The following is a 12,326-nucleotide window of genomic DNA, read 5'->3' on the forward strand; positions in this document are numbered from 1 at the left end:
CGCGCCGACGGCCCGGTCGTGGTCGGCGTGGACGGCTCCGAGCTGTCCACCGCGGCGGTCGGGTTCGCGTACGAGGAAGCCGCCCGCCGGGGCGCCTCGCTGATCGTGGTGCACGCCTGGCTGTACCCCACCCCGATGGGCCCCGGCGACATCCTGCCCCTGGTGTACGACCCGGAGGCGCTCGCCGAGGAGTCCCGGCGCGTCGTCGCCGAGTCTGTCGCCGGCTGGTCGCAGCGTTACCCCGACGTGCCGGTGCGGCAGCGGTCGATCCGCGGTGCCCCGGCCCGGGTGCTGGTCGAGGAGTCGAAGGACGCCCAGCTGGTGGTGGTCGGGGCGCACGGCCGCGGCGCGTTGGGCGGGCTGCTGCTCGGCTCGGTCAGCCACGCGGTGCTGCACCACGCCCACTCGCCGCTGGTGATCGTCCGCGACGCCGCCTGACTCCGCGACAGCGCCTGACGCCGCGACGGCGTCAGGCGCGGCGGACCGTGGTGAGGTCGGCCAGCCCGGAGATGGTCAGCAGCGGCTCCAGCAGCGGACCGGCGACCAGCGCGATCCGGTCGGCGTGCGGGAACAGCGCGGCCAGCCCGGCGCTGTCCAGGTACTCGACCTTCGTGAGGTCCACGACCAGGGGTTCGCCCTCGGGCCGTACCCCCTCGGCCAGCGCGTCGGCGAACGAGGACGCGTTGCTCATGTCGATCTCGCCGACGGCGGTCAGCACGCGGACGCCGTCGGGACGGTCGCTCGTGGTGAGAGTCAGGGACGCGCTCATGCGGTGATCCTCGCCTGCATGTCGACGGTGGTGCCGGTCGCTCCCGGGGTGACGCTGATGCTGTCCATCAGTGCGCGCATGAGCACGAGCCCCCGGCCGCGGTGCGGATCGGGGGGTTGCTCGCGCTCCCGCCAGTGACCGCTGTCGGTCACGCTCAGGCGCAGGTTGTTCGCGGTGGCGGCGGCGCGCAGCCGGATCCGCCCGCCGGGGTTGTCGCGGTGCCCGTGCTCGATCGCGTTGGCGCACGCCTCGCCGGCCGCCACCAGGATGTTGTAGGCGTGGGCCGGGGCCAGCCCGCAACGGTCCAGCCATCCTCGCAGCGCGGTACGCACCTCGGCCAGCCGCGTCGACTCGGCCGGGAACTCCAGCTCCAGCGGCCCGGGATGGCGGTAGAGCAGCAGCGCCACGTCGTCGTGGTAGCCGCCGTCGGGCGTGAGCCGATCCATGATCTCGGTGGCGAGCACCTCCACCGGCGCGTGGTGGCCCTGCTGGATGGCGTCGGTGGCGCGGGCGATGCCGACGGTGATCGGCTGGCGGCGGCGTTCCACCAGACCGTCGGTGTAGAGCATCAGGGTGGCGCGCGGCGGCACCGTGGCCTCCGCCTCCGGTCGTTCCTCACCCGCGCGGACGGCCAGCGGCCGGGACCGGCCGTGCTGCAGGAGCTGGGGAGTGCCGTCGGCGCCGACCACGATGGCCGGCGGGTGACCGGCGCTGGAGTAGCGCATGAGGCCGGTGACCGGGTCGAGGACGCCGCAGAAGACGGTGGCGCAGGACGCGCCGGGAAGCAGCGCGGCGAACCGGTCCAGCGCCGCCAGCGTCCGGGCCGGGCTGGGGTCCTGCAACAGCAGGGCGCGGCACGCGCTGCGCAGCTGCCCCATCACGGTGGCGGCCCGCAGCCCGTGTCCCACGCAGTCGCCGACGACGATGCCGATGCGCCCGTCCGGCAGCTCCACCGTGTCGTACCAGTCGCCGCCGACCTTCAGCGGCACCGCGGCGGGGGCGTACCGCACGGCGAAGCCGGCGGGCAGTTGCGCCGGGCCGAGGATCGCCCGTTGCAGGGCCAGCGCGGTCTCCCGCTGCTGGTCGATCTGGTGCACCCGGTGCAGCCCCTGACCGATGTGGCCGGCCAGCAGCGCCAGCAGGGTCTGGTCCTGCTCGGTGAAGGGCCGCTTCTCGCCCAGGTCGATCCAGAGCGCCATGGTGCCGTGCGGGTGCTCGACTGCGATCCCGGCGCCGTGTCGGCGTGTCGCCACCGGCGTCAGCAGCGGGGTGTCGCGCAGCGCGAGCAACGCCTGCCGGCGTTTGGCGGGCAGCGTCGCCCACCGGGCCGCCGGGTCGGTGCCGGTCACGTCGGGGGTGGGCAGGTCACCGAAGACGGCGGTGAGCACGCCCGCGGCCCGCCACAGCTTGCGCAGCTCGTCCAGCACGCCGTGCAGCGCGTCGGCGAGGTCGTCGGCCCGGGACAGGCGCATGCCGAGCCCGGCCAGGGCGGTCTCCCGCTGGACCGCGTAGTGCTCGGCGGTGACGTCACGGAACGTGCCCACGATCATCCGCCGGCCGCTGTCCGGGTCGTCCACCTGGTTGAACGCGGCAGAGATCCAGATCCGGTGCCCGTCGCGATGGGTCACCGGCACGGTGTAGGTGCCGCGGGACTGGCCGACCAGCCTCGAGAACGCGGCGGCCACCTGACGGTGCGCGTCCGGTTCGGCCTCCTGGTCCGGCCACCACGGCTGTACCGGCGGATAGGGCAGGCCCTCGGTCCCGTAGCCGAGGACGTCGGTGAACGCCGCGTTGATCTCGACTACGGCACCGTCCTCGTCGCAGACGAAGAACGCCTCCTGCAGCGAGTCGACGAGCGCGGTGCGCCAGCGCGCGTGGTGGTTGCGCAGCCGCGCCAGCTCCACGTTGGCGCGTACGCGGGCCAGCAGCTCGGCGGCCGGGAACGGCTTGACCAGGTAGTCGTCGGCGCCGGCCTCCAGCCCTTCGATCGAGGCCTCCTGGCCGGCGCGGGCGGACAGCAGCAGCACCGGGGTGCCGGCCGTACGGGGATCGGCGCGCAACGCGGCCACCAGTTGCAGGCCGTCGAGCCGGGGCATCATCACGTCGCTGACCACCAGGTCGGGCGTCTGCGCGCGGGCGGCGTCCAGCGCGGCACGCCCGTCGGCGACCGTGTGCACCTCGTGTCCGGCGGAGCGCAGCAGCCGGGTGAGGTACTCCCGCATGTCGGCGTTGTCGTCGGCCACCAGGACGCGGGCCGGCGCGCCGCCGGGCAGCGGATGCACCGGGCCGTCCGTGGCGGCGGGCCCGTCCTCGCCGACGACGGCGCCCGGGTCGGCGGGCAGCCAGCGCAGCGCCTCCTGCACGAACGGCTCGGCCGACCCGGGCGCCCGGCCGGCGCCGGCCGGGGTGAGCGCGTCGGCGGGCAGGTGGGCGGCGCCGAACGGCAACCGGACGGTGAAGGTGGTGCCGCGGCCCACAGTGCTGTCCGCGTCGATGTCGCCGCCGTGCAGCGAGACCAGTTCCTTGACCAGGGCGAGGCCGATGCCGCTGCCCTCGCCGGAGCGGGACCGGGCGTTCTCGATGCGGTGGAACCGCTCGAACAGGCGCGGCATCTCCTCGGCCGGGACGCCGATGCCGGTGTCGGAGATCCGCAGCACGGCCATCCCGTGCTCGGCGTCCATCCGCACCCGCACCGTCCCGTCGAAGGTGAACTTCAGCGCGTTGCTGAGCAGGTTGAGCACCACCTTCTCCCACATGCCCCGATCCACGTGCACCGGCTCGGGCAGGGGCGCGCAGTCGACCTCGAAGGAGAGGCCGGCGCGCTCGATCGCCGACCGGAAGACGCTGGCCAGGTCGGCGGTCACCGCGGCCAGATCCACCGGCTCGTAGCGGGCCTGCATCCGGCCCGCCTCGATGCGGGAGAAGTCGAGCAGGCTGTTTACCAGCTTGCCCAGGCGCAGCCCGTTGCGGCGGATGACGTCCAGCTCCGTGCGGACCCGCTCGTCGGCGTCGTGCAGCCGGCCGCGCAGCTCGTCCACCGGCCCCATGATCAACGTGAGCGGGGTGCGGAACTCGTGACTGATGTTGGAGAAGAAGGCGGTCTTGGCGCGGTCCAGTTCGGCGAGCTCCTCGGCCCGCCGCTGCTGCGCCTGGTAGCTGCGGGCGCTCGCGATTCCGGTCGCCAGGTGCCCGGCGGTCAGCTCCACGAAGCCGCGGTAGCCGTCGTCCAGCGCCCGGTAGCGGTTGAGTCCCGCCACCAGGAACCCGTACGGCGCGCCGCCCTGCTGCCGTAGCGGCACCAGCAGGGCCTCGGCCGGCGGGGCGGGCCAGACACCCGCGGGCAGGTCCGCGAAGGCCGGGCCGTCGAGCGTCACCCGTACCGGGTCGCCCTCGGTGAGGGCGCCGGCCGGCCACGGGGCGGCGGGGTCGGTGAGGGATAGCGTGGCCGGGGCCGCCGGGTGACCGGCCGGCAGCCCGGTCGCCTCCGCCAGCCGGGCGTCGCCGTCCTGGTCGTACAGGTAGGTGAGCGTGAACGGCAGGTCCTGCGGGTTGCGGGCCAGCTGGCGGCTGACGAACGTGAGCGTCTCCTGCTCGGTGCGGATGACGCTCGGGTCCGAGCCGAGGTCGCGCAGCGTGGCCATCCGCCGCTCGCCGATGACCCGCTCGGTGTCCTCGCTGACCACGCAGAGCATCCCGACGAGGCTGCCGTCGTCGTCGCGCAGCGGGCTGTAGGAGAACGTGTGGTACGTCTCCTCCCGGTAGCCGGCCCGCTCCAGGAACAGCAGCAGCCCCTCGTCCCAGGTCGCCTCGCCGGTGCGCAGCACGGTGTCGACGCGGGGACCGATGTCGTCCCAGATCTCGGTCCACACCTCGTTCGCCGGGCGGCCCAGCGCCCAGGGGTACTTGCGGCCGAGCGTGTCCCGCCGGTATGCGGCGTTGCAGAAGAACGTCAGCTGCGGTCCCCAGGCCATCCACATCGGGAACCGGGAGGACAGCAGGATCCGCACCGAGGTCCGCAGGCTCTGCGGCCACGTGTCCGGCGGCCCGAGCGGGTGCGCGGACCAGTCGACGCGGGCCAGGTCCGGCCCGATCTCACCGTCGGCGGCGAAGACGTCGGCGCGCGTACGCGGGTCGGTGTCAGCGCCGCTCATCGCCCGAGTCTCCCCCACCCCGTCCGATCCCGCTCGTCCGGGCCGCGTCGCGGCCTCGTGATCGCTTCTTGCCCCGTCGCGCCCCCGGCACTCCACCCGGGGCGGGGAGATCTGACTCACGTGACGGCGGCGGGTCAGGGCAGGGGTTCGTGGTGCGGCAAAACGAAAGGCTGCGGCATAACGAAAGGCAAGGAGACCGATCTCCTTGCCACTATCAATGTATATCGCACCCCGGGTCTTGCCGCAAGGCCCCGGTGATGCCGCAGAATCATCGGCCGATGCGGGTTGAGCTGCGAAAACGGGGGCACGGCATGACCGGACGGTACGTGTGGCAACTGCACGAGGTGGACGAGGCGCGGATCGCCGCGGTCGGCGGCAAGGGCGCGCACCTGGGGGCGCTGACGCGGATCGACGGGGTGCGCTTACCCAGGGGTTTCTGCGTGACGACGGACGCCTTCCGGCTGGTGGCGCGGACGCCGGCGCTGGCCGGCCCGCTGGACCGGCTGGCCCGCGCGGACGCGGACGACCCGGCGGCGCTGCGCACGGCCGCCGCCGAGGTCCGTCGCGCCGTCGAGCGGACCGCCCTGCCCGGCGACGTCGCGGCGGCGGTCACCGCCGCGCTGGCCGCGCTCGGGGCGGACGCCGCGTACGCGGTGCGCTCCAGCGCTACCGCGGAGGACCTGCCGATGCCTCGTTCGCCGGCCAGCAGGACACCTACCTCAACGTGGTCGGCACGGCCGAGGTGCTGCGGCACGTCAGCCGCTGCTGGGCCTCGCTGTTCACCGACCGGGCGGTGACCTACCGGCGGCGCCACGGCATCGACGACCGCGCCGTGGACATGGCGGTGGTGGTGCAGCGGATGGTCTTCCCGGACGCCGCCGGGGTTCTGTTCACCGCCGACCCGGTCACCGGCGACCGGCGGGTGGTCTCGGTGGAGGCGGGCTTCGGGCTGGGCGAGGCCCTGGTCTCCGGCCTGGTGAACCCGGACGTGTTCACGGTGCGCGACGGCGCTGTCGTCGGCCGGCGGATCGGCGCGAAGTCACGGGCGGTGCACGCGGCGCCCGGCGGCGGCACCCGGCAGGCGCCCGTCGACCCGGCGCGGCAGGCCCAGCCGGCGCTGACCGACGCGCAGGCGGTACGCCTCGCCGCGCTGGGCCGGCGGATCGAGGCGTACTTCGGCTGCCCGCAGGACGTCGAGTGGGCAGTGACCGGGGACGACGTCCACATCCTGCAGAGCCGGCCGATCACCACGCTGTTCCCGGTGCCGGCTGCCGCCGCCGACGGGACGTTCCACGTCTACCTGTCGGTCGGCCACCAGCAGATGATGACCGACGCGATGAAGCCGCTGGGCCTGTCGATGTGGCGGCTGACCGCCATGGCGCCGATGCACGAGGCGGGCGGCCGGCTGTTCGTCGACGCCACACCGCACCTGGCCACCCCGGCGGGCCGTACCGCGTTCCTGGGCATGATCGGCCGGGCCGACCCGCTCACCCGGGACGCGCTGGAGACGGTCCTCGCCCGCGACGTCGTACCGGCCGCGCCGGACCCGGCCCCGGCCGGCCCGCCCGCGGATGGGCCGCCACCGCCGATCGACACCGATCCGGCGATCGTCACCGGCCTCGTCGCGCGCAGCCGGGAGTCCCTCGCCGCCCTGCGCCGCGACATCGAGGGCCGCAGCGGACCGGAGCTGTTCGACTTCCTGATCGAGGCGTTCGCCGAGCACAAGCGGGTGCTCACCGATCCGGTGAGCGCCCAGGTGATCATGGCCGGGATGCAGGCCGCCTGGTGGCTCAACGACAAGCTGGGGGAGTGGCTCGGCGAACGCGACGCCGCCGACACGCTCACGCTGTCCGCGCCCGGCAACGTCACCGCCGAGATGGGGCTGGCGCTGCTCGACGTGGCCGACGTGATCCGGCCGTACCCCGAGGTGGTGGCGTTCCTGCGCGACCACGCCGGCGACGGGTTCCTGGACGAGCTGCCGAAACTGCCCGGCGGCGCGCAGGCGCGCGCGGCCGTCGAGGACTACCTGGACCGGTACGGCATGCGCTGCGTCGGCGAGATCGACATCACCCGGCCACGGTGGAGCGAGCGCCCGGCCACGCTCGTGCCGCTGATCCTGGACAACGTCCGCACCTTCACCCCGGGCGCCGCCGCGCGCCGCTTCGCCCAGGGCCGGGAGCGGGCCGAGGCGAAGGCCCGGGAGGTGCTGGACCGCCTGCGCGCGCTGCCCGACGGTGAGCGCAAGGCCGCCGAGACGCAACGCATGATCGACCGGGTACGCACGTTCGCCGGCTACCGCGAGTACCCGAAGTACGACATCGTGAGCCGCTACGCCGTCTACAAGCAGGCGCTGACGGCCGAGGCCGGCCGGCTGGCGCGCGCCGGTGTGCTCGCCGGTCCGGAGGACGTCTTCTTCCTCACCTTCGACGAGTTCCGCGAGGTCGCGGCCACCGGGCGGGCCGACGCCGGGCTGATCCGGCGGCGCCGCGGGGAGTTCCGGGCGCATCAGGCGCTCACCCCGCCCCGGGTGCTCACCTCCGACGGCGAGGCCCTCGACGGCTCGTACCGGCGCGACGACGTGCCGCCGGGCGCCCTGGCCGGGCTGGCGGTCTCGGCCGGCGTGGTCGAGGGGCGGGCGCGGGTCGTGACGGACCTGACCCGGGCCGACGTGGAGCCGGGCGACATCCTCGTCACCGCGTACACCGACCCGAGCTGGACGCCGCTGTTCGTCGCAGTCGCCGGACTGGTGACGGAGATCGGCGGCCTGATGACGCACGGCGCGGTGATCGCCCGCGAGTACGGCCTGCCCGCGGTGGTGGCGGTGCCGGACGCGACCCGGCTGATCCCCGACGGCGGGCGGATCCGCGTGCACGGCACCGACGGGTACGTCGAGCTGCTGTCCTGACCGGCGCGGCATGCTCGATGATGGAGGTCCGGCGAGCGGGGAGGCGCGATGCGGATCGGGGAGCTGTCGGCGCGTACCGGGGTCAGCGCCCGGTCCATCCGGTACTACGAGCAGCAGGGCCTGCTCGCCGCCCTGCGCACACCGAGCGGCCAGCGGGTCTTCGCCGAGTCGGCGGTGGACCGGGTCCGGCTCATCCAGCGGCTGTTCGACGCCGGGCTGAGCAGTCGCCGGATGGCCGAGCTGCTGCCCTGCGTGACCGACCCGGAGATCCGCACCTCGTGGCTGACCGAAAGGCTGCGCGAGGAGCGGGCCCGGATGACCGCCGAGATGGCACGGCTCGCGCACGCCGTCGCGGTGCTCGACGACGTGGTGGCCGACATGACAGTGACCGAGGACACCCGGGATCCGGCCGCCTGAGCGCTTGCCCTTGACACCGGTGTCAACTCCTAGCGTCGGGGCATGAACGCGACACTGGACACCGCATCGCCGGTGACGCCGCTGCTGGAGCCGGTCACCGTCGCCGGCCTGTCGTTGCCGTCCCGCTTCGTGATGGCGCCGATGACCCGCAACCGCGCGCCGGGCGGCGTGCCGACGCCGGAGATGGCCGAGTACTACCGGCGCCGCGCCGCGGCGGGTGTCGGCCTGATCGTCACCGAGGGCGTGCTGGTGGACCATCCCAGCGCCGGCCACGAGGACACCGTGCCACGGATGACTCCCGGCGCGGCCGAGGCCGGCTGGCGCGGCGTGGTCGAGGCTGTGCACGCCGCCGGCGGCTGGATCGCCGCGCAGCTGTGGCACCTGGGCAGCCTGCGCGAGCCGGTGGACGGCGCTCCGGCGTGGACCCCCTCGGGGGTACGCGAGCCGGGCCGCCCCGCGCCGCACGCGATGACCGCCGCCGACGCGGACGTCCTGCTGGCGGCGTACGCGGACGCGGCAGGGGTGGCGGTCCGGGCCGGGTTCGACGCGGTCGAGATCCACGCCGCGCACGGTTACCTGCTGGACGAGTTCCTGTGGCCGTACACGAACCGCCGGACCGACGCGTTCGGTGGCTCCCCGGCGCGGCGGGCGGCGTTCCCGGCGGCCGTGGTCCGCGCGGTGCGCGAGCAGGTCCCGGCACACCGGCCGGTGATCGTGCGGTTCTCCCAGTTCAAGGAGCGGGCGTTCGACGCGCGGATCGCCGAGACCCCGGCCGAGCTGGCGCGGATCCTCGGCGCGTTCGCCGAGGCCGGCGCGGACGTGCTGCACGCCTCGCAGCGTCGCTTCTGGGAGCCGGCGTTCCCCGGCTCGCCGCTGAACCTGGCCGGCTGGGCGAAGCGTCTCACCGGTCTGCCGTCGATCACTGTCGGCTCGGTCGGGCTGCGCCGGGACTTCCTGCGCGCGGGCGGCCCGGAGTCGGTGGCGGGCCTGGCCGCGCGGCTGGCGGACGGGGAGTTTGACCTGGTCGCGCTGGGCCGCGCGCTGCTCGGCAACCCGGCCTGGGTGACGCACGCCGCGGCCGGCCGGCTGGACGAGATCGTCGACTACCGCAAGGCGCACGAGGACGTCTATCCGTAGGCGCCAGGGGTTGACGCCGGGGGATGTTATCGCTCACAGTCGATGGCAGGGCATGAGCGCCGCAAGGCTCACCGGGCGAGCCGCGCTGGTCGTACCCCGACACCGTCACCGGACGCGGAGTCGGGGGAGTCGCACCACCACCATCGCGTAACCCCCGGAAGAGGAATCCGCATGAGACGAAAGAGAGCCTTGCTGACCACCGGCATCCTGGCCGGCGCGCTCGCCGCCGGCATGGCGGTGGCCCTGGCGCCGGCCGCGAGCGCCGGCACCACGCTGCGCGCGGCGGCGGCCGAGAAGGGCCGCTACTTCGGCGCCGCGGTCGCCACCAACAAGCTGTCCGACAACACGTACGCCACGGTGCTCAACCGCGAGTTCAACTCCGTGGTGGCCGAGAACGAGATGAAGTGGGACGCCACCGAGCCGCAGCAGGGGCGGTTCAACTACAGCGGTGGCGACCGGCTGGTCAGTCACGCCCGCGCGAACGGGATGTCGGTGCGCGGGCACGCGCTGCTCTGGCACCAGCAGCAGCCGTCGTGGGCGCAGGGTCTGTCCGGCAGTGCGCTGCGCAACGCCGCGATCAATCACGTCACCCAGGTCGCCACCCACTTCCGGGGGCAGATCTACGCCTGGGACGTGGTGAACGAGGCGTTCGCCGACGGCGGCAGCGGCGGGCGCCGTGACTCGAACCTGCAGCGCACCGGCAACGACTGGATCGAGGCCGCGTTCCGGGCCGCCCGCGCCGCCGACCCGGGCGCGAAGCTCTGCTACAACGACTACAACACCGACGGCATCAACGCGAAGTCGACCGGCATCTACAACATGGTGCGCGACTTCAAGTCGCGTGGCGTGCCGATCGACTGCGTCGGCTTCCAGTCGCACCTGGGCACCACGATCCCCGGTGACTACCAGGCCAATCTTCAGCGCTTCGCGGACCTGGGCGTGGAGGTCCAGATCACCGAGCTGGACGTGATGACCGGCGGCAACCAGGCGAACATCTACGCCGCCGTCACCCGGGCCTGCCTGGCGGTGTCGCGCTGCGCCGGCATCACGGTGTGGGGCGTGCGGGACTGCGACTCGTGGCGCGGCTCGGACAACGCGCTGCTGTTCGACTGTTCCGGCAACAAGAAGGCGGCGTACAACGCGGTGCTCGACGCGCTGAACTCCGGCACCAACAACCCGCCGCCGACCACCACCCCGCCGCCGAACAACCCGACCACCCCGCCGCCCAACAATCCGACCACGCCACCGCCGGGTCAGGGCGGGTGTACGGCCTCGGTGACGCTGAACTCCTGGACCGGTGGCTTCGTCGCCAACGTGAAGGTGACAGCGGGCTCGTCGGGCACCCGGGGATGGACCGTCACCATGACGCTGCCGGGCGGCGCGAGCGTCACAAACACCTGGAGCGCCACCGCGAGCGGTAACAGCGGCACGGTGCGGTTCACGAACGTCGACTACAACGGCCAGCTCGGCGCCGGCCAGAGCGCCGAGTTCGGGTTCCAGGGCAACGGAAGCGGATCGGGCATGACGCCCACCTGCTCCGCCTCCTGAGCGCAGGCGTCGCGGGGGCGGTACGACGTGCCGCCCCCGCGACGTCCGGTCGCGTCCTACCTGGAGCGCCGTCTCTGTTACAAGAAAGAGACATGCACATTTCGCGCGATTGGTTGACGGGGCAACTTGTGAGCGTTAACACTCGCCGTGACGGTTACCTGTGTCACAGGGGCCCACGGAGGGGAGAGGACGCTCGTGCGCAGACGAATCCTGGCCGCAGTCAGCGGCGCCGCGCTCGCGATCAGCCTGGCCGCGTGCAGCGGCGAGGGCGCCGGAGGCGGCTCGGACACCAGCTCCGCCAAGCCCGGCGACCTGACGATCGGCGTCTCGATGCCGACCCAGACCTCGGAACGGTGGATCGCCGACGGCAACTCGGTGAAGGAGAAGTTGCAGGCCAAGGGCTACAAGGTCGACCTGCAGTACGCCGGGGACGACATCCCCACCCAGTCGCAGCAGATCGACCAGATGATCACCCAGGGCGCGGACGTGCTGGTCATCGCCCCGATCGACGGCACCGCGCTCAGCGGCCAGCTCCAGGCCGCCGCGGCCGCGAAGATCCCGGTCATCTCCTACGACCGGCTCATCCGTAACAGCCCCAACGTCAGCTTCTACGTCAGCTTCGACAACTACAAGGTGGGCGTGGCCCAGGCCAACGCGCTCCTGGTCGGCCTCGGCCTGCTCAACAAGGACGGGTCCAAGGGCGCCGCGACCGGCCCGTTCAACGTGGAGCTGTTCGCCGGCTCGCTCGACGACAACAACGCCGGCTTCTTCTTCAACGGCGCGATGGACACGCTCAAGCCGTACTTCGACGCCGGGACGCTGAAGGTCAAGTCGGGGCAGACCAAGATCGAGCAGGCCGCCATCCTGCGCTGGCAGCAGGAGACCGCGCAGAAGCGGATGGAGGACCTGCTCACCTCCAGCTACAACGACGGCAGCAAGGTCGACGGCGTGCTGTCGCCCTTCGACGGCCTCTCCCGGGGCATCATCACCGCCCTGCAGAACGCCGGTTACCGCGGCGGCGCCAAGAAGATGCCGGTGGTGACCGGGCAGGACGCCGAGGTCGCGTCCGTCAAGCTCATCAACGACGGCGTGCAGAGCTCCACCGTGTTCAAGGACACCCGGCTGCTGGCCGAGCAGGCGGTGATCGCCGCCGAGGCGTTCCTGCGCAAGGAGGAGCCGAAGGCCAACGAGACCAAGGCGTACAACAACGGCGTCAAGGTCGTGCCCGCGTTCCTGCTGCCGGTCCAGACGGTCTACAAGGAGGACATCAAGTCCGTCCTGATCGACTCCGGTTACCTGACCGAGCAGGAGGTCGCCGCCGGCCGAGCCGGCTGATCCGGCCGGCGGGCCCGGTGGCGCGGTACGCCACCGGGCCCGCCCCGCTCCGGACACCACGACC

7 protein-coding genes and 1 pseudogene are annotated in these 12,326 nt (G+C 73.2%); 6 read left to right on the forward strand and 2 right to left on the reverse strand.

Annotation, left to right across the window (positions count from 1 at the left end; all coding sequences use genetic code 11):
• Positions 1 to 438 (forward strand): universal stress protein (locus MCBG_RS01520; RefSeq protein WP_043323289.1); only part of this gene is annotated, 438 nt, incomplete at its 5' end.
• A gap of 31 nt (positions 439 to 469) precedes the next feature.
• Here MCBG_RS01520 and MCBG_RS01525 read toward each other — a convergent pair.
• Together MCBG_RS01525 and MCBG_RS01530 are read right to left on the reverse strand one after the other, a co-directional pair.
• The gene (locus MCBG_RS01525; RefSeq protein WP_043323291.1) at positions 470 to 769 is read right to left on the reverse strand and encodes an STAS domain-containing protein; all 300 of its coding nucleotides are present in this window, start codon (positions 767 to 769) and stop codon (positions 470 to 472) included.
• Positions 766 to 4,920, reverse strand: coding sequence for a SpoIIE family protein phosphatase (locus MCBG_RS01530; protein WP_043323292.1), 4,155 nt, complete (start codon positions 4,918 to 4,920; stop codon positions 766 to 768). The genes MCBG_RS01525 and MCBG_RS01530 overlap by 4 nt, the downstream gene beginning before the upstream one ends.
• A gap of 311 nt (positions 4,921 to 5,231) precedes the next feature.
• Between MCBG_RS01530 and rph the strand changes: the two are divergent.
• The 5 genes and pseudogenes from rph (at position 5,232) to chvE (ending at position 12,262) form a co-directional block, all read left to right on the forward strand.
• Positions 5,232 to 7,825: pseudogene (gene rph, locus MCBG_RS01535) on the forward strand (rifamycin-inactivating phosphotransferase).
• Between the two features lie 48 nt (positions 7,826 to 7,873).
• Positions 7,874 to 8,242 carry a MerR family transcriptional regulator gene (locus tag MCBG_RS01540; protein ID WP_043323294.1) on the forward strand — a complete coding sequence of 123 codons (369 nt, stop codon included), beginning with the start codon at positions 7,874 to 7,876 and terminating at the stop codon, positions 8,240 to 8,242.
• 42 nt (positions 8,243 to 8,284) lie between these two features.
• Positions 8,285 to 9,379 carry an oxidoreductase gene (locus MCBG_RS01545; RefSeq protein ID WP_043323296.1) on the forward strand — a complete coding sequence of 365 codons (1,095 nt, stop codon included), beginning with the start codon at positions 8,285 to 8,287 and terminating at the stop codon, positions 9,377 to 9,379.
• Positions 9,380 to 9,550: 171 nt separating this feature from the next.
• Positions 9,551 to 10,927, forward strand: coding sequence for a glycoside hydrolase family 10 protein (locus tag MCBG_RS01550; RefSeq protein WP_043323298.1), 1,377 nt, complete (start codon positions 9,551 to 9,553; stop codon positions 10,925 to 10,927).
• A 195-nt stretch (positions 10,928 to 11,122) separates the two neighbouring features.
• Positions 11,123 to 12,262 (forward strand): multiple monosaccharide ABC transporter substrate-binding protein, encoded by a 1,140-nt coding sequence (gene chvE, locus MCBG_RS01555; RefSeq protein ID WP_043323299.1) that lies wholly within the window; start codon positions 11,123 to 11,125, stop codon positions 12,260 to 12,262.
• The last annotated feature ends 64 nt before the right edge of the window (positions 12,263 to 12,326 follow it).

The organism is Micromonospora sp. M42, from assembly GCF_000568915.1.
GTDB lineage: Bacteria > Actinomycetota > Actinomycetes > Mycobacteriales > Micromonosporaceae > Micromonospora > Micromonospora chalcea.

Excerpts from the sequence above, each read along its gene's own strand:
- MCBG_RS01550 (WP_043323298.1), top strand. The coding sequence starts at position 9,551 with ATGAGACGAAAGAGAGCCTTGCTGACCACCGGCATCCTGGCCGGCGCG.
- MCBG_RS01545 (WP_043323296.1), top strand. The coding sequence starts at position 8,285 with ATGAACGCGACACTGGACACCGCATCGCCGGTGACGCCGCTGCTGGAG.
- MCBG_RS01530 (WP_043323292.1), bottom strand. The coding sequence starts at position 4,920 with ATGAGCGGCGCTGACACCGACCCGCGTACGCGCGCCGACGTCTTCGCC.
- MCBG_RS01525 (WP_043323291.1), bottom strand. The coding sequence starts at position 769 with ATGAGCGCGTCCCTGACTCTCACCACGAGCGACCGTCCCGACGGCGTC.
- MCBG_RS01540 (WP_043323294.1), top strand. The coding sequence starts at position 7,874 with ATGCGGATCGGGGAGCTGTCGGCGCGTACCGGGGTCAGCGCCCGGTCC.